Origin of the sequence: Tenacibaculum sp. Cn5-46 (genome assembly GCF_022347705.1) — a bacterium.
In the GTDB taxonomy this organism is placed as follows: domain Bacteria; phylum Bacteroidota; class Bacteroidia; order Flavobacteriales; family Flavobacteriaceae; genus Polaribacter; species Polaribacter aiptasiae.
The window spans coordinates 684,335-704,798 of sequence record NZ_JAKRGD010000001.1 but is presented as its reverse complement, the minus strand read 5'-3'; the positions used below and the strand labels follow the sequence as shown (position 1 = coordinate 704,798).

Below are 20,464 nucleotides of genomic sequence, written 5' to 3'. Positions count from 1 at the left end.
AAAATATAAAGTTTCCTCATAAAAAAGTATCGCTAAAAGAACTTTTAATGTCGTTATTTGTTTTTTATCGTAAAATTAATGCTAAAACACAGATAAAGTGTATTTTTGCAATAAAATCAACTATTAAGGATGGATTACATTAGAATCATTCTAAATAAAAATTTTTAATTTATCTTTTGATCTATGTCAAAAAACATCGCAGAAAGTACATTTAGAGAAGTTTCTTTAGAAAAAGGTTTTTTTGTATTAAAATTCCAAAACAACTCTAACAAAACAGAAGTATACAAAAGAGATATTGACAGCTCTTACATTCAATTACATTACTGTGTTAAAGGAAATTGCAAGTTTCATTTTAACAACAATAGTTATACTTTTAATGTACTTGACAAGCATTCAATTTTCTTATATAACCCTCAACAGAACTTACCTATCAACTTAGAAATTCTACCAAAAACATCTTTGGTTTCAATAATTATATCTATTGAAAAATTTCACGCGTTGTTTTCTAACGAGGCTAGTTATATTCCTTTTTTAAGTGACGACAACAAAAACAAAAAGTATTATGATAATACTGAGATAAAAGCAAACACTTTAATAGTTCTTCAACAAATTCTAACAGCCAAAAACCAAAGCTCTATGCGCAACCTTTATATTAAAGGTAAAACATACGAACTTTTAAGTCTTCATTTTGATAATGGTGAAAACACCAATGATGAATACTGTCCTTTTTTAGTTGATGATAGAGACGTTTTAAAGATTAGAAAAGCAAAGGATATTATTATTTCAAAAATGAGTGAGCCTCCTAGTTTACAAGATCTAGCCAATGAAGTAGGTTTGAACTTAAAGAAGTTAAAAGAAGGGTTTAAACAAATTTATGGAGACACGGTTTATAGTTTTTTATTTGATTATAAAATGGAACATGCTCGTAAACTTTTAGAAAGCAACCAATTTAATGTAAATGAAGTTGGTATTCAAGTTGGATATAGTACTTCTAGCCATTTTATAGCTGCTTTTAAAAAGAAATTTGGCACCACCCCAAAACAATATGTAATGAGCTTACAAAAAGAATAAATGAAACAACTAACACATTACGACATACAAAACGCTCAAAAAAGTTTTCCCATCACCATAGTTTGTGATGCTATAAGGACACCTGAAAATATTGGGATGTGTTTCCGTATTTCTGAAAGTTTTGGCGTTCAAAAAATATTCCTACATGAAAATTCTCCAACAGTTGAAAATAGAATTGTTAAGAAAACTGCTAGGAATACATTAAATCAAATTGACTATGAATACTATACCAGCTTTGAAGAAACTATTAATAAATTAAAAGAAGAAGGAAATACCATTGTAGGTATTGAAATCACGGACGAAAGTGTAAACATTCAAGATTTTGATTTTTCTTCTAAAGAAAAAATAGTATTGCTATTAGGAAGCGAAAGAAACGGAATTGAAAATATAAATTTAGTAGATGCAACTGTTGCTATTCCAATGTTTGGACGCAACTCTTCTATGAATGTAATTCATAGTTTAGCTATTGCTCTATATGAAACCACAAACCAACTGAAAAGCATATAATGAAAGGAGTTTTACTTGTAAACTTAGGCTCACCAAAAAGTACTGACCCTAAGGACGTAAAAGAATATTTAGGTGAATTTTTAATGGATGAACGCGTTATTGACGTTCCATTATGGCTACGTACTTTTATTGTAAAAGGTATTATTTTAAATACTCGTCCAAAAAAATCAGCAGCTGCTTATAAAAAAATATGGTGGAAAGAAGGTTCACCACTAATTGTTTTATCTGAAAGACTACAAAGCAAAGTTCAAGCAAAAACTGAACTTCCTGTAGCATTAGCTATGCGATATGGAAACCCATCTTTAAAGACTGGATTACAAGAATTGCACGACAAAGGTGTTACCGAAGTCATGTTAGTCCCACTCTACCCTCAATTTGCTATGGCAACTACTGAAACAATCGTTGTGTTAGCTGAGGAATTACGTAAGGAGTTTTTCCCTCAAATGAAGATTACTGATGTGCCTGCTTTTTATAACAAACCAGAATACATCAAAGCTTTATCTAACAGTATTAAAGATTACTTATCTGACAAAGATTACGATCATATATTATTCTCTTACCATGGAGTTCCAGAGCGTCATATATACAAATCAGACATCACAAAAAGTCATTGTAAAATAGATGGTAGTTGCTGTAATACTCCATCTAAAGCTCATGAATTCTGTTACCGTCATCAGTGCTTACAAACTACTAAGAACGTAATATCTGAATTAGATTTAGATGAAAATAAAGTTTCAACTTCATTCCAATCGCGTTTAGGAGTAGATCCTTGGTTACAACCATATACTGATAGAACTATTGTAAATAAAGCCGAAAAAGACGGTATTAAAAAACTAGCAATTGTTACCCCTGCCTTTGTTTCTGATTGTTTAGAAACTTTAGAGGAAATTGCCATGGAAGGTAAAGAGGAGTTTTTAGAATCTGGCGGTGAAGAATTCTACACTGTCCCTTGTATTAATGATAATGACGAATGGGTTGATGTTTTAGCTGGATGGATTAACGATTTTAATAAAAACTAATTATGGATTTTTTATATGTAAAAGCTTTACACATTATTTTTGTAGTAACTTGGTTTGCAGGGTTATTCTATATTGGTCGTTTATTTATTTACCACGTAGAAGCTGAAAAAAAAGACGAACCTGCTAAATCTATCTTACAAACTCAATACAAATTAATGTCTAAGCGCTTATGGTATATAATCACTTGGCCATCCTTATTTTTAGCTAGTTTTTTTGCTTTTTGGATGCTTTGGAAAAACCCTATTTATTTAGAGATGCCATGGATGCATATTAAACTTTCTTTTGTTTTAGCTTTATATTTTTATCATGGATTTTGCCATAAAATATATAGTGAACTACAAAACGATAAAATACGCTACACCTCTACCAAGCTTCGTATTTTTAATGAAGCTCCAACCATAATTTTATTTGCTGTTGTTTTTTTAGTTGTTCTAAAAGATACTATTAATTGGGTATGGGGAGTTGTAGGTATTATTCTTTTTGGTGTTTTACTAATGATGGGAATTCGTTTTTACAAAAAAATTAGAGCTAAAAAATCTTGGGACAAATACGAACAAGAACTTATTGACGAAGACAAAAAATTAAACAATTAAAATAACTAAGAGTTAAGTTTTCAATTCCAACTTTTAAAACTCAACTATCCTTTCAATTATCTTCATTAATGGATTTCACAGAAGTAATCAAAGAAGTATACAAAAAAACTAGTAACATTGAGAATAAAGGTGAATTAGCCACTTATATACCTCAATTAGCAAAAGTAGACTCAAAAAAGTTTGGGATTCATATATCTGCATTGGATAATTTGAGCTTCGGTATTGGAGATTATTCTGAAAAGTTTTCTATTCAAAGTATTTCCAAAGTTTTATCATTAAGTTTAGCTTACCGAACTCTTGGGGAAGATATCTGGAATCGACTTGGAGTTGAACCTTCTGGTAATGCTTTTAACTCTTTAGTCCAACTTGAAACTGATAATGGAATTCCACGGAATCCATTTATAAATGCTGGCGCTATTGTTATTTCAGACATTCTTCTCAGCATACTAGATAATCCTAAAAATGACTTTTTAGATTTTGTAAGAAACATAAGCAACAATCCTAAATTAAACTATTCTAGTAAAATTGCTACTTCTGAAAAAGAAGTTGGATTTAGAAACATTGCCTTATGCAACTTTATTAAATCTTTTGGAAACATAAAAAACAATCCTGATGATGTTCTTGATTTCTATTTCGACCTTTGCTCTTTAGAAATGAATTGTAAAGAACTTTCCGAAGTCTTTTTATTCTTAGCAAACGAAGGAAAGACAACAACGAACTCTCAAATTTTAACCAAAAGTCAATCAAAAAGAATCAATGCCTTAATGCAAACTTGTGGGTTTTATGATGAGTCTGGAGAGTTTTCTTTTAAAGTAGGATTACCTGGGAAAAGTGGTGTTGGCGGTGGAATTATAGCAGTTCACCCAGGAAAATATAGCATTGCTGTTTGGAGCCCTAAATTAAACACTAAAGGAAATTCCTACAAAGGAATGAAGTTTCTTGAAGAGTTCACTACAAAATCAGAATTATCTATTTTCTAATCTTTCTAAATAATATCTATTCAAATTAACAAAACCTTCAATTCATCTATAGATTCATTCGATTTATCTAATTATTTCAACTTAATCAATTCTCAAAACTAATTTTAGTCCAAATTTTTAAATTAGAATGAGATGTCAAACTCCTTTTTAGAACTAAAACGCTTAACCAACGAGTCTTTTAAAGACTATCTTATAAGAATTAGGAAAAACAATGCTTTTAATCATATTCCTGATGAAGTCTTAAAACAATGGATGTACCCTCATTTTAACCAATCTTTTACTATTAAAAATTATTCATCGATTAATTTTTATGAGGTAAAGTTTAGTCTAGTTGAACTCACGACAAATCAAATTAATAAACTTACCATACTCAACAAATTCAGTTCTTACGTAGATATGAAATCAAAACACAAAAGTTTTGAGAGTTTTTCATATTTAAACCCTAGAGATCTTAATCATTGGAAAAATAATAAAACTTGGGCTACACCTCCAATAGTTATAAAACCTATAGATTTCCCTGAGCTAGACAATACCAATATAAAAACTAAAAAAAATCATCATTTAATTGAAGGACATAATCGATTAGGCTATTTTAAATCTATAAACTCTTTTTCTAAATTAGCAGACACTCATAAAGTTTTTCTAATTAGAAAATAAATCTTTCTTCTAACATTTTTCTCCTATATATTCTCCCCCTAATTAGTATATATTTAGGAGTTCAACCTTGTACATTATTTTGGCAAATTACAAACTAGTTCTTACCTAACTCAACTGAACAATATCTCTTTTTCCTTTAATTACACATTTGAGCACCTCAACTATACATTCACACCACTCATCTAATTCACTACAATCCAACCACATTACCTTAGTATCTTTGAAGTATAAACTAAAAGTTTTTTTTAATAGTTTGATTGATTAGTTAATTTAGAAAAGAAGTATCCGGAGGGACAGCTTCTTTTCTTTTTTATAAAAAGAAAATTAAAAACTCACTTATTTTAGGGTAACACTTTTACTCTTCTGGAACATAGTAGTAACATTAATATAAAATTTAATTACTATGTTAAAAAACATTTCAAACTTAGGAACAACTCTTAACAAAAAAGAACAACAATCTATTAAAGGTGGATTATTTGAAGAATGCCCTCACGCAACTATTGAATATAGTGATTGGTCTATGACTAGTAATGGTGTTGGATGCGGAACAAGAACTGCTACAATTACCGGATCTTGTGCTACCTATGGAAACAATACACACACCGAAACTAAAGTATGCCCAAAAGAAACTGGTTTAGTGCTTCCTGAATTACCATAATAAAGTTCTAAACTTTATTCGTACTAAGCAAGCTTAAAAGCTTGCTTTTTATTTTTATTTTCAGGGTAACATTTTTCACTTTCTAGAACAGAATAGTAATATTAATCTAAAAATTTAATTACTATGTTAAAAAACATTTCAAACTTAGGTATAAACCTTAACAAAAAGGAACAACAATCTATTAATGGTGGTGGACTTGAATTTGGTCCTTGGTCTCATTATGTAAATGGTGTAGGTTGTGGAACAAGGACAGTTTTTGTTGACACTGCGGTTTCAAATCATTCATATACTGAAAGTCAACCATGCCCAATGGAAACTGGCTTAGTTACTCCAGAAGGGCCAAAATAAAAAACAGGTTTTCACTAAGCAGGTTTAAAAACCTGCTTACTAATTTATTTAATTAACTGTATAAACCTTAAAACAACCATTGCCATCCACTTGGTCACCTATTGAAATCCCAACAGATTTAAATCCTTCTTTAGCATTTATAATCCTTTTTACTCCATCTTTAGTAATAAAAGTAACACCCAAACTCTTTATTTTTCCATATTCATTAAAAACTGTAGTATCAAAATTTAAATCCATATCTGTTTTTTCATTGAAGTCTTGCTTTAATCTTAACAAATCTGGTTTACTTATATTTTTATTAACATGTAAAGTAACATAGTCTTCCTTAAAAGAATTTCTTTCTTTATTAATTTTACAAGCTCCCCAAAAAAGTACAAGCGATACAATTGCAATTTTAAATTTCATTTTTATTTTTTTTAGCAATATAGTACTTTGTTAGTTATTTTCCGTTACCAAATCCGTTATCAAAAATGAAAATACTCAAATATACATTTCTTACTTACGCTTATGAAATTACCCTAAACCGTACACCTTAATTACCTTTATTTGAGAAACTTAAATTTTCATATTATGATAAACAATATTTCAAACTTAGGTGTAACTTTAAACAAAGAAGAGCAACAATCTATTAAAGGTGGAGGCTACGGTTCAGTTACTTGTGGTGATGGAACTGTATTTGAAGCTACTGCAGAATCAATGGATTCAGTAGTTCAAGGTGGTACTTTCTGGTGTCTACATCACGGACATGGTAATCCAATAAATTTTACTTTCAACCATAGATAAAACACCATCCTTTTATTAAATCAGCTCTCTATTCAGAGAGCTTTTTTTATTCTTTACAACCATTAAACATAGTTTTCTTTTAAGTATATTCGCTATAAACTACCCCCACTATACAATGAATGAGATAAAAATTTCTATAAACGCTTTTGGTTTCACTGGAAACGACTATGTAGAAAAAGAAGTTCAACAAGAGAACATTCTTATCAAAAACTCTTCTGACAATTATTTAAATGAAATAGATTTAAAGCAAATACTTGAAACTATAATTCTTTCTATTAAAGAAATAAAGTCAATGTATCCTGATAAACAAATCAACGTAATTAAACACGATAACAATAGATTAGAATGTATAAAATTTGAGGTTACATTTAACGATAATACTAACACTTCTAAAACATTAGAAGAGCTATCTTTTTTTGAATTAGCAGCTAAGCACGAAAGTTTAGCCCTATTAATTTTAGAATATTGTAGAGTTACTGATAATGGAGAAGAAGGTAATAGATTAATAATAAGAAACGAATATGATCAAGGACCTCCTGCCGGAACTTATGCCATACTTTCATTAGTTCTCCAAAATAAAAAATGGATACCACATTATATTGAATTTTTAAGAACCAATGATTTAGAACACGAAGTTGAACAAATATGGGATATCGAAGCTATCTTAAAAAAATATGGTTGGTGTCCTGAAACTTATAAATTAGCAATTGCCCGAAATATTAGTTGTTGTGGACAAGCTGGCAAGGAACAATTTGAAAGATTTATAGAAAACGGTCTTAAAGAATCACTTAAAAACAAAAAAATTAGAGACCTTTTTTTAAACAATATTTTAAATGAATTTCAAGAATGGAAATCTTTTAAATTTAGACTAAAAGATGGTTCTTTTAAGTATTATAAAAAATACATCATTTCTTATGTACAACACTTTGAAAAACTATTAACAAAAAATGAAATTGCAAGTATTGAATCTTTTCTCTTACAAAAATGGGATGACTACAATAAAACAATTGTAATTTAATTTCAAAACTAACAACATCATAAACTAATGTTTTCTTTTATTCTGTAACATTTGTTACAATAACAATAACCCACTTATTATACATTTACAGAGATAATTAAACAAACAATCTTAGACAACAAACTAACTGCACTAATAATGATTTCCCTCAATTTCCCTTGTGCAGTTAGTATTTTCATTAATTAAAAAAGTTTTCTCAAAACTTACACTTAACTGATAATCAACCTTTCACATTCTTTCTTAGCCCTATAATAAATCACTGGTTAAAAAGAGGTTTTATTTTTTTAAATTCTTCATAACATCAATTTTATTATAATTAATAGAACATAAAAAGCTCCTTAAGGAGCATAATTATTAATTAAAAACAAAAATTATGGAAACATTAAAAATTGAAATCCCTAAAGGGTTTATCGTAAAAAATTTTGACAAAGAAACTGGTGAAATCGAACTTGAGGCTATACCTAAAAAAATAACGGAAGCCATAACAACTATTCAAGATGTTTTAGATGATAACAACATCACTCAAGAAAAACTTGACAAAATGTTTGAGAACACCCCAGAGCATTTAAAGTATCAATACATCATTGAGTTATTATGCAAATCTTTAAATGAAGAATGGGTTCCAGATTGGAGCAACCCTAATGAACACAAATATTATCCATGGTTTAAAATGAGTTCATCTGGATTTCGCTATGATGACCATGGCCGTTGGGTTACATTTTCAGACGTTGGATCTCATCTTTGTTTTAAAAGCCCAGAATTGGCAAAGTATGCCGGCGAACAGTTTACGGATGTTTTTAGAAAATTCATGATAATAGAACAACTCTAAGAAACATCAATTATTTAAGGGGAATCCATATCTATTTATAAAATGTTTCGATAAAGTTCTATTGCTTTAATTTTTTACTCTTAAAAAGCAAAATAGATATTAAAAAATTACCATAGTTTATTTTATTCAGGGGGCCGAATATAATAAAAACTATATCCTTATTTTCATATAAAAAATATAACTAAATACTTTTTTTTAATAGCTATTTAGTACTAACACACCTTAAAATAAATTTACTTTTAAGTATATTAGCTATAACCTAGGAAAAGCTTATAAAAAGAATCTAAAACCCTTATTCTTCTATTAATTCCTATCAATACTTTAGAACAGAGTCTTGACAAATATAGAACTGAAAAGCATTACAAATGCTAGAATTTTTAAATATGAAAACAGAAAATGAGTAATTACAAAGAAAATATTAGCAGCTATATACATGAAGCCTTAATTTATTTAAAAAAAACTAAAAATTTATGGATAAAAGAAGACCATCCTGAAATTATTAGGCGATTTGAAAACTGGGATTGGAAAACCGATCTAATTAAAATTGAACAACGCTTACAATCAGCATATAAAAAAATTCCTTTTGAAGAAAACATAGGTACCATTGCTATAAATTGGGATGATTACTACAACAATGGAGTAACTCTTTATTTTGGTTCTGAAAGCGAATACCAAGAATGGGGTGATGATGATTGGTTAGATTGGGAAATTGATTTGACAGATGTAATAAACCAAATATTTGAAGATATTGACAACTGGCACAATGAAATGGAAGTTGAACTAGATCTTTTTAAAGAATTGTTTTTAGGACTTGTTGAAACGGCAGCCATTCATTCTATAAAAACCGAAGAATTCAAACAACTTAAAAAACAAGATACTTATTTAATATCTAGTGCTTTATGGCATGACTCAGAGTACGACATGATATTTAATTCTAAAGAGCCTGTTGCTTACAAACTATCTCTCCGTGAAGAATACAAAAAAACAACACCCGAGGTTCTAGAAAAAGGCTATTATTCTTTTTTTGGTGAAAAACATAACATCTCAACAAAATGGATTAGAGGCAATGGCTCTAAAGAAGGAATTATACCGGAAGAAATTGGACTCTTTCAAAACGTAGAGGAAATTAAAGCAAAAAATGAATACCTAAAAGATCTTCCTGATACATTATTCTCTTTACCCAAACTACAAGATTTAGACCTATCACATAATAAATTAGAAAGTATAAGTCAAAACATTACCAAACTACAAAACCTAAACGTATTTGATATATCAAATAATCATTTAAGTCATTTACCAGACGAATTAGCTGAGCTAGTAGAGTTAAAACGATTAAACATTGAATATAATCAACTAACAAAACTCCCCCCCTTAGAAAAACTCCCCAAATTAGACTCACTAAGCGCTCATAATAACAATATAGAAGAGTTTGCAGAATTGCCTCAAAGTCTTACTTGGCTTAATTTAAACTCGAATGAGTTAAAACAACTCCCAAAATCTATTACCAACTTAAAGAACTTAAAAACTTTAGTACTCTCAAAGAACTCTTTTAGTTCTTTTCCTAAAGAAATCCTACAACTAACATCTCTAGAAAGTATAGAACTAGGCGGAAATCCCATAGAAGATTTACCCAAAGAAATGCTTTCTCTACCAAATTTGAGAGAGTTAAGAGTAATTCCAAACAAGTTTTCTATTGAAAAACGCAAGGAATTAAGAGAAGTTTTTGGCGATATTTTATTTGTAGGTTACGATAGTGACTCTAACTCATTTATGTAAAAAACTTTTCTTTATACCTAATTTAAAAAACTCTCTATTATAAAATATAGAGAGTTTTTTATTATTCAGATTTCATTTGTTCAAACATATCTAAAAGGTTTTCAACATGCCATATTTCAATAATCTTACCATTTTTAATCTTCATTAAATCATGCCCAACAAAATCCACTTCTTTGTTAGTGGCAGGAACACCAAAAAATTCACCAGTATGTTTTCCTGTCATTCGCCAACGCACAAAAACTTTATCATTACCTATTAACTCTAGTACCTCAAATTCATGATTAGAATTTGAAAAACCATTTTTTAAAGCTAAAGTTAACCCTTTAATCTCTTCAACAGCATCTCCTCCATGCCCATCATGATCTATTAAAGTATCACTTAACAAATCATTCATTTTTTCTGGTATTCCATTATCTAAAATTTGATAATACTGTTTTGCTATTTCATTTCTATTATTCATTTTTTCTGTTTTTACACAAGCTGTGAAAGCTAAACTCGTGATTAATACTATTACTGTTTTATTCATATTTTTTTGATTTTCGTTTACAAAACTATACCTTAACAAACTAATAAACAAGTACATACAAAAAAGTGCGGTACTTACAAAAAAGTATGTAAAACTGATAATCAATTATTTACCTTATGAAAAAAAATGAAAATAAATGCCCTGTAGCCACTGCTTTAAAAATATTAGGTGGAAAATGGACTTTACAAATAGCATATGAAATAGGAAATGAAAAACGAAGATTTGGAGAATTAAAAAGATTAATTCCTGAGATTAGCGAGAAAATGCTAATTCAAGAATTAAAAAAAATGACCTCCTCCAACATCTTAAATAGAAAAGCCTATCCCGAAATTCCACCAAGAGTTGAATATTCCCTTACTAATAAAGGGCTAAAAGTATTACCAATACTTGAGCAAATAGAAAACTTTGGATTGGAATTAATGAAAAAAGAATAACAGTTTTTATAAAAAAACTAACTACCTTTTATTGATTGCTCGAATGGAATTCTATTAACAATACTTCTTCCTAAGGTAACCTCATCAGCATATTCTAACTCCCCTCCTACAGCAATACCTCTTGCAATAGTAGAAGTAGTTATATTGTATTTTTCAATCTGCTTATATATGTAGAAGTTTGTAGTATCACCTTCCATTGTAGAACTTAAAGCAAAAATCAACTCTTTAATTTCACCTTCTTTAACTTTTTCAACTAACGATTCTATTTTTAAGTTTTGAGGTCCAATACCTTCAATAGGTGAAATTTTACCTCCTAATACATGATACAAACCTTTAAATTGCGCAGTACTTTCAATAGCCATTACATCACGGATATCTTCAACTACACAAACAATTTCTTCATTTCTATTTGGATTACTGCAAATGTCACATAGAATAGTATCAGAAATATTATGACATTTTTTACACGAATTCACATCATTTCGTAAGTTGGTTAAAGCCTCTGCTAAATACTTTGTATTTTCTTTAGGTTGCTTTAATAAATGTAACACTAAACGAAGCGCTGTTCGCTTACCAATACCTGGCAATCGACTTACTTCATTCACTGCATTTTCTAATAATTTTGATGAAAAATCCATGCTGCGAATTTACAATTTTTCAACTAAGAAACGACCAATATATTTCATCTAAAAAAAGTATCTTCGTACTTTAAAACTAAACTAACAATTCACAATGAATTCTGAAATAAAAAACTTAGAACCTAAGGCAGTTTGGAAAAATTTTGCTGACTTAAATGCTGTACCTCGTCCTTCTAAAAAAGAGGAAAGAGTGATTCAATTTATGGTTGATTTTGGTAATAACTTAAATTTAGAAACCATGGTTGACAAAGTTGGAAATGTAATTATCCGCAAACCAGCTTCAGCAGGTATGGAAAATCGTAAAATGGTGGTAATGCAAAGTCACTTAGACATGGTTCACCAAAAAAATGCCGATACTGATTTTGATTTTGATACTGAAGGAATCAAAATGTTTATAGATGGTGATTGGGTTAAAGCTGACGGAACTACTTTAGGAGCCGATAACGGATTAGGAGTTGCTTCTATTATGGCTGTTTTAGAATCCACTGATATTGTACACCCAGCTATTGAAGCTTTATTTACCATTGATGAAGAAACTGGTATGACTGGTGCTATGGGTCTTGAAGGTGGAATTTTACAAGGTGAAATCTTATTAAATTTAGATACCGAAGAAGATGATGAAATAGGTATGGGATGTGCTGGTGGTGTAGATATTACAGCTACTAGAACTTATAACGAAGAAGATACTCCAGAAAACACCACTGCTTTTCAAATTTCAATTACTGGATTAAACGGTGGTCATTCAGGAATGGACATTATTAAAGGTTTAGGAAATGCCAACAAAATAATGAACCGTTTATTATTTGATGGTTTTACCAATTTTGGCTTGCGTGTTTCTGAAATTAACGGAGGAAGCTTACGCAACGCTATTCCACGTGAAAGCTTTGCTACTGTGGTAATCGATACAGTTTCTAAAGAACCTTTCTTATTTGAAATTCACGAATTAATCAACAGTATTAAAGCTGAATTTGCAACTTTAGAACCTAATTTATCTATTGAATTAACACCTGCTGAAACACCAAATAAAGTAATGGATTTAGGAGTTCAAGAAGGTTTAATCAAATCTTTATACACTGCTTTAAACGGAGTATATCGTATGAGTCCAGATATCGAAGGATTGGTAGAAACGTCTAACAATATTGCTCGTGTTATTGTTAAAGAAGGAAACATTAAAATAGGATGTTTAACACGTTCTTCTTCTGAAACAAACAAATGGGATTTAGCAAATTCATTGCGTGCTGCTTTTGAATTAGCAGGATTTAACGTAGAGTTTTCAGGGTCTTACCCAGGTTGGTTACCTAATGTAAATTCAGAAATACTACAAACAGTTACAAAATTATACGAAGATTTACATGGAGAAAAACCTAATGTAGCGGCTTGTCATGCTGGATTAGAATGCGGAATCTTAGGTCAAAACTACCCTAACATGGATATGGTTTCTTTCGGACCTAATATTAAAGGGGCACATTCTCCTGATGAACGCGCTCAAATTTCTTCGACTCAAAAGTATTGGAAGTTTTTATTGGAAATTTTAAAAAACACTCCTATAAAATAGTCAATGATTTACTTAAACATTAAAAAACTACCCTTAAGGGTAGTTTTTTTTTGCCTTAAAACACAGTCTTAAAACAAAATTATCATTTTTAAAAAAAACACATATATTTACAGTAAAAAACTGAAAAAGAAAAAATTAACCAACCAAAAAACGCTATTTAATTGAAAAAAATCTTCTCTATCTCTCTGCTATTGTTGTATGCGCCTATATGTATATTTTCTCAAAATTTACAAGAAAACAAAAAGCATCTCATAACCTTTGATTCCATTATTGGACAAGAAAACACAAACTTAAATTATGGTATTCTTTATGAAGAAAAATACAAAACTAAAAAAGGAAACCATCATTTTTTTAAAACAAATCAATTTCAAAAAGGTAGTGTAAATTATCAAAATGAAGATTTTTTTAATGTTCTTTTAAAATACGATTTAGCTGATGAGCATTTGATTGTTAAAATCAAAAAAGCGTACAAATACTATCCTACTATATTAAGTAATTCCTTAATTAAAGAATTCAAATTAGGTGAATATAATTTTATTAATGATCCTAAATACGGATTCTTAGAAATATTATTCGATTCTGATAAAATCAAACTTTTAAAAAAACACACAAAAGAAAAGCTCAAAAGATTAACCAATACTCATCGATATTATAAGTTTCAAAAACACGAAAACTTATTTTTTTATTATGAAAAAGAATTTATAGATCTTAAAAGCAAAAAGAAACTCTACAAAATCTTCTCTAAAGCAAAAATCAAACATTTTTATAAACAGAATTCTCGTCTATACAAAAACAATAAAGATCTATTCTTCATAAAATTAGCTAGACTTATAGCATCACCTAAATTGTAAAAATGAAAAAGCAAATCCTCTTTATACTCCTTTTATTGAGCATTAAGGTAAATGCTCAAGTAAAAGAAACCAAAATTTCAATTGAATTTAAAAATCTAAACAAAAAAGAAGCCATTGAACATATTCAAAATAATACTAACTACACTTTTTTTTACTTAGATAATTGGCTAGATAATGCTAGAAAATCTAAAAAATTTAACAATGCTACTATTAATGAAATTTTAGATTTCATCTTCACAGACTCAACCTTAAACTATTATATACACGATAACAATAAAATAATACTAACACAAGGTAATTTAATTAGAAAAAGTATTTATGAAGTTGAACAAATTGTTCAAAATTCAAACATTCCCACTGAGAACGTTGTTGAACCTGTAATAATTAATTCTAATACTTACAAAAACACTAAACCAATTAAAATTGGAAAAGAACAAAGAAAAAATCCGCAATCAACATATAATCTAACAGGTATCATAGTTGATCAGAAAAGTAAAAAACCTATTGAGGGTGTTATCTTAATTGAGAGAGCCAAAAATATTTCTACAACAACAAATAAAAATGGTGTTTACAATTTAAAACTTCCATATGGAGAAAATAAAATTGAAGCACTCTTAATTGGATACAATAACATAAAGAAAAAATTAATTATTTATAACAACGGAAACTTAAACTTTAAGTTATCTGAAAATAGTGAACAACTAGATGAAGTAACAATAAATACTAATAAAAATAAAAACACCAAACAGGTAATTTCTGGAATAACCGAACTAAAAGCGGAAGAGATAAAAACTATTCCTTTGGTTTTAGGGGAACGAGACATTTTAAAAGTAGCTACCACCATGCCAGGAATAAAATCATTAGGCGAAGGTGCTGAAGGAATTAATGTAAGAGGAGGTAAAATAGATCAAAATTTATTTTTGTTAGACAATGGTGTTATCTACAACCCTACTCATTTTCTTGGATTGTTTTCCGCTATAAATCCATTTACTACTAATAATATTAAAATATACAAAGGAAATATCCCATCTGAATTTGGAGGCAGGATTTCTTCTGTTTTTGATATACAAACAAAAGTTGTAGATAAGCAAAAACTAAAAGGAGAAGTTTCAATTGGTCCAGTTACAGGAAATGTAAGTATCCAAACACCTATCATAAAAGATAAATCGGGTGTACTAGTAGGAATTAGGAGCACCTATTCAGACTGGGTTTTAAAAAGCTTAAAAGAAGAAAAACTTGCTAAAAGCAGCGCTTCTTTTTTTGACTTTATAACCAAATATGACCATCTTTTTAATAAAAAAAACTCGCTATTTATAACAGGTTATCATAGTAAAGATAAATATCAAATAGCTTCTGACACTATAAACTCTTATCAAAACACAATTGTTTCTTTAAATTGGAAGCACTCATTTAATGATAAAAACACTGGTAACCTTATTCTTTCTAACAGCACCTACAGTTTTAACTCAGATTATGAAAGTAACGGCAACAATAATTTTAATTTAGATTATAAATTAAACGAAACTAATTTAAAACTAAAGTTTAAATACGTACACTCTAAAAAACATAGCTTCAACTATGGATTATCCTCCAAACTTTATAACATATCTCCTGGAAACTTAACCCCAAAAGGAAACAGTTCTTCTGTAATACCAGTTTTAATTCCTAAGGAAAAAGCTGTGGAGAACTCTGTATTCCTTTCCGACAAATACAATATATCAAAGAAATTTTCTTTAAACCTCGGTTTAAGATATACTTTATACTCAGCTCTAGGGGCTTCAACTCAAAATATCTACAAGGAAAACTCTCCTAAAAACGGGGCTACTTTAGAATCTGTTAAAAATTATGAAAACAATGAAATATATAAAAACTATCAAGGATTAAGCTATCGATTATCAGGAAGATATCTTCTAAATAAAAACTTAGCATTAAAAGGTAGTTTTAGCAAACTATTTCAATTTATTCATCGATTAAGTAACAATACATCTGCCTCACCTATTGACACATGGAGACTATCTAACCTCAATATAAAACCACAAGATGGAACACAGGTATCTTTAGGTCTTTTTCAAGATTTAAAAAACAACTACGAAATAAGTCTTGATGGATATTATAAAAAGTATAATAATATTGTTGACTATAAGGTGGGAGCTAGTTTACTATTAAATAAAAATATAGAAACCGAAATCTTACAAGGAGAAGGAAAATCGTATGGTATAGAATTTTTATTGAGAAAAAATACAGGAAAACTAAACGGTTGGTTGAGTTATAGCTACTCAAGATCTTTAATTAAACTCGATAGTAAACACCCTGAAGAAAGAGTTAATAACGGTCTCTTTTTTCCTACAAACTTTGACAAACCTCATGATCTTAACATTATTATAAACTACAAACTAACCAAAAGATTTAGCTTGTCTTCAAACTTTTCCTATCAGTCAGGTAGACCTGTCACCTATCCATCTGGAAAATACATTTTAAATGGAACTGAATATCTACTATATAGTGATCGAAACACATTTAGAATACCAGACTATTATAGACTAGACATAGGATTCAATGTAGAAGGGAACCATAAAATAAAAAAGTTTGCTCATAGCTTTTGGAATATCTCGATTTACAATGTCTTAGGAAGAAACAACCCTTATTCTGTTTTTTTTGAAACAAGAAATGGCAGGGTATCAGCATATAAAAGCTCTGTATTCTCTGTCCCAATTCCTACAATTACTTATAACTTTAAATTTTAATTTATGGATTATTCAAAAAACATATATTATCTTTTTTTCATTTACTTATTATTTTCTTCTTGTACAGAACCTTTTCAAGTAAAATCTCTTAACTATGAAGATTATTTAGTCATAGAATCAACTATTACAAATGAATTTAAAAAACATCAAATTAAACTATCAAGAACTTTTAAAATAGATTCTTCTGCACCTAAATTAGAAACGAATGCTTCAGTTCATATTGTAGACAATAATCAAGTGATTTATAATTTTAAAGAAATTAATGACGGAGTATATGAATCTGAAATAGCTTTTGCTGCAGAAGAAAACAAAGAATATACTTTAAAAATAAAAACTACCAATAATGAGACATATACTTCAACACCTGAAAAACTAACTTCAGAAACTAAAATTGACAACATTTCATATATTTTAGAAGAAAATAAACTTGGAGAAAAGGGAGTTACCTTTAACGTTAATAGTTTCAACCCTAAAAATGATGCCAAGTACTATCGTTATGAATATGAAGAAACCTATAAAATAATCCCTCCGCGCTGGTCTGAATTATCTTTAAAAATAATCTCAGAGACTTTTCCTTACAAAGTGGAAACTGTAGCCAACTCATTAAAAACCAAAATTTGCTATAAAACTCAAAATTCAAAAGGAATTATAATTACAGAAACCGCATCATTATCTGAAGATAGAGTAAAAAATTTCCCTGTTAGATTTATTGCCAATACTAATTATATTATATCCCAAAGGTATAGTATACTTGTAAAACAATATGTTCAAAATTTTTACTCTTACAATTATTACAACACCTTAAAAAACTTCACTAGCGATCAAAGTTTTTTTTCTCAAATACAAACAGGTTTTTTAGAAGGAAATTTAAGTTCTGAATCAGATCCTAACAAAAAAGCAATCGGCTTTTTTGAAGTTTCATCCGTTAGCAGTAAAAGACTATTTATAAACCGTAAAGACATAACTGATAAAGAGCCGGAACCTGACTTTATTGAAGAATGTAGATTTATTGCTCCTCGTCTAGTCGACCCAATATCTGGTGAGTCATACTTAATCAAAGCTTTAAAAGAAGGATATCTATATTATGCTGAAAACGACTTAGGAAGTCCAGATTTAGAAGGACCTTATTTATTGGTAAAGAAAATTTGTGGAGACTGTAATGAATTAGGGACAAACATAAAACCTCCTTTTTGGATTGACTAAACTTAAAGCTATGAAAAACATATATCTATTAATATTAATACTACTTTCAATAAAATGTATATCTCAAGAAAAAAATACTAACACTTATACATTACCACAAGAAAAAATATATCTTCATTATAACTCTAACTTTCTTTTATCTGGAGAAAAATTATATTATAAAATATACAACCTAACAGAAAACAACCAACCATCAAAACTAAGTAAGATAGCCTATATTGAAGTTATTAACGAAAAAAAGAACAGTGTATTTAAACAGAAAATACAATTAGAAAAAGGAACTGGTTATGGAGATATATTCTTTCCAAGTAATTTAAAAACGGGAACCTACAAATTAATTTCCTATACAAATTGGATGAGAAACAACAATTCTTTCTATGAAGATTTCATTTACATTATAAACCCTTTTATCAACAAACTAAAAGCAAAAAAAGCTTCAACTAAAAATCTAAACTTATTAGATAATTCAACAAGAAAAAGTTATGCTAAGAGAGAAAAAGTTACTCTAAAATATCCTGAACAAAAAGGTAATTATTCTATTTCAGTTAGAAAAATCACTAACGATATTCCTTCTAAAACTAGTATAAAAACTTTTTCTCAAAAATATGATTTCGAAAAAGTCAACGATAATTACAACTACATTCCAGAGTTAAGAGGGAACCTTATATCTGGAACTATAGAAAGTTTTAAAAACCAAAACAAGCATGGAAAAAAAATAGCCCTCTCTACTATTGAAGAATATCCTTTTACTAAAATTACAACCACCAATAAAAATGGTGAGTTTTATTTTAATTTAAAAAACAATAACAATTCCAAGTTATTACTTCAAATCCTTGACAAAGACAGAGAAGCCTATACCATAAAAATTAATAATAACCCTTTTATTTATAAAGATTTAAAATTTGACTCTAAAATATCATTAACAGACAGTTTAGTTAAAACTATAAACGAAAGAACAGTTTATATGCAAATAGAAAACTCATATAGTATCATAAAACGAGACTCAATTTACTTTAATAAAAAAAAGGAATTTATATCATCACTTAAAAAAAAGGTATATGTACTTAACGACTACAAACGTTTTAAAACAGTAAAAGAAACTACTGTTGAAATTTTAAATGATGTTTGGTTAAGTAAAGAAAAGAATAATTACACCTTTCATGTAAGAGATCAAAACTTAAAAACGAATAAAGAACTACCTACACTTTTAATTGTTGATGGCTATATTGTTTTTAATCATAATGATTTAATTGACTTTAATACAAATAAAATAAAACAAATCTCCATAGCTAAAGAAAAATATGTTTATGGTGGTAAACTATACCAAGGCATAATAGAAGTTAAAACTTTTGATAAAGATTATTTTCAAAAATCTAAAAACACACTAACAGTCAACATATTAAAACCAGAAAGTTTAAAAAAATACTTCTTTCAAACATATAAAAGCAATAATAAAAGACAAAATAAAATACCAGATTACAGAACACAACTTTTTTGGAATCCTAACATAAAACTAAACAATCAAGAGATTTCTTTTTACACCTCAGATGTAATTGGAAATTATAAAATTGAAATTCAAGGATTTGACAATAAAGGAACTCCTGTACATATTGAAAGTTATTTTTCTGTACAATAAATAAGAGGAGCTATTTTCTAGTTATTTTTTTTGTTTACATTTATCAAATGAATTTTTTAGCCCATCTATATCTATCTGGAAGTGATACTGAGTTGATGATTGGAAATTTTATTGCCGATCATATTAAAGGAAATAAGTTTTCACATTTTTCCGAAGGCATAAAAAAAGGCATTATTTTACATAGAGAAATAGATACTTTTACTGACACTCACGAAATCGTTAGAAAGAGTAAAAGGAGATTACATGAACGTTACAGGCATTACAATGGAGTTATCATTGATATTTTTTACGATCACTTTTTAGCTAGAAACTGGAAAAAGTACTCAGAAATACCACTTGATGTATATACTAATTCAGTATATAAATTACTAGAAGAAAACATTGACATACTCCCTGAAAAAACACAAGAACTACTTCCTTATATGATAAAGTATAACTGGCTCTACAATTACCAGTTTGCCAAAGGAATTCAAGAAGTATTAAACGGAATGAATAGACGAACTCAAGGTAAATCAAAAATGAATTTAGCGACTGAAGATCTATTAATCCATTATCAAACATTAGAAGAAGACTTTACCTTATTTTTTGAGGAACTACGTAATTTTTGCAACTCAAAACTAAATCAGACTGCTTAAACA

22 protein-coding genes are annotated in these 20,464 nt (G+C 28.8%); 19 read left to right on the top strand and 3 right to left on the bottom strand.

What is annotated here, in order from left to right; genetic code table 11:
- Nucleotides 1-183 precede the first annotated feature (183 nt).
- The 8 genes from MHN29_RS03315 to MHN29_RS03280 all read left to right on the top strand — a co-directional run bounded on the left by MHN29_RS03315 (nt 184) and on the right by MHN29_RS03280 (nt 5,833).
- A complete protein-coding gene (locus tag MHN29_RS03315) occupies nt 184-1,071 on the top strand; it encodes a helix-turn-helix transcriptional regulator (RefSeq protein ID WP_235272909.1) in 888 nt (295 codons plus the stop codon).
- Nucleotides 1,072-1,578 (top strand): TrmH family RNA methyltransferase, encoded by a 507-nt coding sequence (locus MHN29_RS03310; RefSeq protein WP_235272910.1) that lies wholly within the window; start codon nt 1,072-1,074, stop codon nt 1,576-1,578. It abuts the gene before it with no gap.
- Nucleotides 1,578-2,597, top strand: coding sequence for a ferrochelatase (gene hemH, locus MHN29_RS03305; RefSeq protein WP_235272911.1), 1,020 nt, complete (start codon nt 1,578-1,580; stop codon nt 2,595-2,597). The genes MHN29_RS03310 and hemH overlap by 1 nt, the downstream gene beginning before the upstream one ends.
- Nucleotides 2,598-2,599: 2 nt before the next feature.
- Complete coding sequence (locus tag MHN29_RS03300) at nt 2,600-3,190, top strand: CopD family protein (RefSeq protein ID WP_235272912.1); 591 nt, start codon at nt 2,600-2,602, stop codon at nt 3,188-3,190.
- 68 nt (nt 3,191-3,258) lie between these two features.
- Nucleotides 3,259-4,170 (top strand): glutaminase, encoded by a 912-nt coding sequence (locus tag MHN29_RS03295; protein WP_235272915.1) that lies wholly within the window; start codon nt 3,259-3,261, stop codon nt 4,168-4,170.
- 132 nt (nt 4,171-4,302) lie between these two features.
- On the top strand, nt 4,303-4,827 hold the full coding sequence (locus MHN29_RS03290) for a hypothetical protein (protein WP_235272917.1): 525 nt from the start codon (nt 4,303-4,305) through the stop codon (nt 4,825-4,827).
- Nucleotides 4,828-5,230: 403 nt separating this feature from the next.
- Nucleotides 5,231-5,485, top strand: a complete 255-nt coding sequence (locus tag MHN29_RS03285; protein ID WP_235272918.1) for a hypothetical protein — start codon at nt 5,231-5,233, stop codon at nt 5,483-5,485.
- 123 nt (nt 5,486-5,608) lie between these two features.
- Entirely contained in the window at nt 5,609-5,833 is a 225-nt protein-coding gene (locus MHN29_RS03280; RefSeq protein ID WP_235272923.1) for a hypothetical protein, read from the top strand.
- A gap of 48 nt (nt 5,834-5,881) precedes the next feature.
- Here the strand turns inward: MHN29_RS03280 and MHN29_RS03275 are convergent, their stop codons facing one another.
- Nucleotides 5,882-6,238, bottom strand: a complete 357-nt coding sequence (locus MHN29_RS03275) for a hypothetical protein (protein ID WP_235272925.1) — start codon at nt 6,236-6,238, stop codon at nt 5,882-5,884.
- Between the two features lie 165 nt (nt 6,239-6,403).
- On the opposite strand from MHN29_RS03275, the gene MHN29_RS03270 reads away from it, so the two are divergent.
- The 4 genes from MHN29_RS03270 (at nt 6,404) to MHN29_RS03255 (ending at nt 10,239) form a co-directional block, all read left to right on the top strand.
- Nucleotides 6,404-6,616 carry a hypothetical protein gene (locus tag MHN29_RS03270; RefSeq protein ID WP_235272926.1) on the top strand — a complete coding sequence of 71 codons (213 nt, stop codon included), beginning with the start codon at nt 6,404-6,406 and terminating at the stop codon, nt 6,614-6,616.
- Between the two features lie 115 nt (nt 6,617-6,731).
- On the top strand, nt 6,732-7,634 hold the full coding sequence (locus tag MHN29_RS03265; RefSeq protein WP_235272928.1) for a hypothetical protein: 903 nt from the start codon (nt 6,732-6,734) through the stop codon (nt 7,632-7,634).
- Between the two features lie 373 nt (nt 7,635-8,007).
- Nucleotides 8,008-8,463 carry a hypothetical protein gene (locus tag MHN29_RS03260; protein ID WP_235272931.1) on the top strand — a complete coding sequence of 152 codons (456 nt, stop codon included), beginning with the start codon at nt 8,008-8,010 and terminating at the stop codon, nt 8,461-8,463.
- A 396-nt stretch (nt 8,464-8,859) separates the two neighbouring features.
- Nucleotides 8,860-10,239 carry a leucine-rich repeat domain-containing protein gene (locus tag MHN29_RS03255; RefSeq protein ID WP_235272935.1) on the top strand — a complete coding sequence of 460 codons (1,380 nt, stop codon included), beginning with the start codon at nt 8,860-8,862 and terminating at the stop codon, nt 10,237-10,239.
- A gap of 61 nt (nt 10,240-10,300) precedes the next feature.
- Here the strand turns inward: MHN29_RS03255 and MHN29_RS03250 are convergent, their stop codons facing one another.
- Entirely contained in the window at nt 10,301-10,765 is a 465-nt protein-coding gene (locus MHN29_RS03250; protein WP_235272936.1) for an ester cyclase, read from the bottom strand.
- Between the two features lie 116 nt (nt 10,766-10,881).
- On the opposite strand from MHN29_RS03250, the gene MHN29_RS03245 reads away from it, so the two are divergent.
- Complete coding sequence (locus MHN29_RS03245; RefSeq protein WP_235272938.1) at nt 10,882-11,199, top strand: helix-turn-helix domain-containing protein; 318 nt, start codon at nt 10,882-10,884, stop codon at nt 11,197-11,199.
- A 17-nt stretch (nt 11,200-11,216) separates the two neighbouring features.
- Here MHN29_RS03245 and recR read toward each other — a convergent pair whose 3' ends face one another.
- Nucleotides 11,217-11,837 carry a recombination mediator RecR gene (gene recR / locus MHN29_RS03240; protein WP_235272944.1) on the bottom strand — a complete coding sequence of 207 codons (621 nt, stop codon included), beginning with the start codon at nt 11,835-11,837 and terminating at the stop codon, nt 11,217-11,219.
- Between the two features lie 94 nt (nt 11,838-11,931).
- On the opposite strand from recR, the gene MHN29_RS03235 reads away from it, so the two are divergent.
- From MHN29_RS03235 to MHN29_RS03210, 6 genes are all read left to right on the top strand, one after another.
- Nucleotides 11,932-13,392: an aminoacyl-histidine dipeptidase gene (locus MHN29_RS03235; protein WP_235272946.1), complete on the top strand. Its 1,461-nt coding sequence runs from the start codon at nt 11,932-11,934 to the stop codon at nt 13,390-13,392.
- Nucleotides 13,393-13,553: 161 nt separating this feature from the next.
- Nucleotides 13,554-14,243, top strand: coding sequence for a hypothetical protein (locus MHN29_RS03230; RefSeq protein WP_235272948.1), 690 nt, complete (start codon nt 13,554-13,556; stop codon nt 14,241-14,243).
- A gap of 2 nt (nt 14,244-14,245) precedes the next feature.
- A complete protein-coding gene (locus MHN29_RS03225) occupies nt 14,246-16,987 on the top strand; it encodes a TonB-dependent receptor domain-containing protein (RefSeq protein ID WP_235272950.1) in 2,742 nt (913 codons plus the stop codon).
- Between the two features lie 3 nt (nt 16,988-16,990).
- Nucleotides 16,991-18,190: a DUF4249 domain-containing protein gene (locus MHN29_RS03220; RefSeq protein WP_235272954.1), complete on the top strand. Its 1,200-nt coding sequence runs from the start codon at nt 16,991-16,993 to the stop codon at nt 18,188-18,190.
- A gap of 10 nt (nt 18,191-18,200) precedes the next feature.
- Complete coding sequence (locus tag MHN29_RS03215) at nt 18,201-19,826, top strand: hypothetical protein (protein ID WP_235272956.1); 1,626 nt, start codon at nt 18,201-18,203, stop codon at nt 19,824-19,826.
- 47 nt (nt 19,827-19,873) lie between these two features.
- Nucleotides 19,874-20,461, top strand: a complete 588-nt coding sequence (locus MHN29_RS03210; protein ID WP_235272957.1) for an ACP phosphodiesterase — start codon at nt 19,874-19,876, stop codon at nt 20,459-20,461.
- The last annotated feature ends 3 nt before the right edge of the window (nt 20,462-20,464 follow it).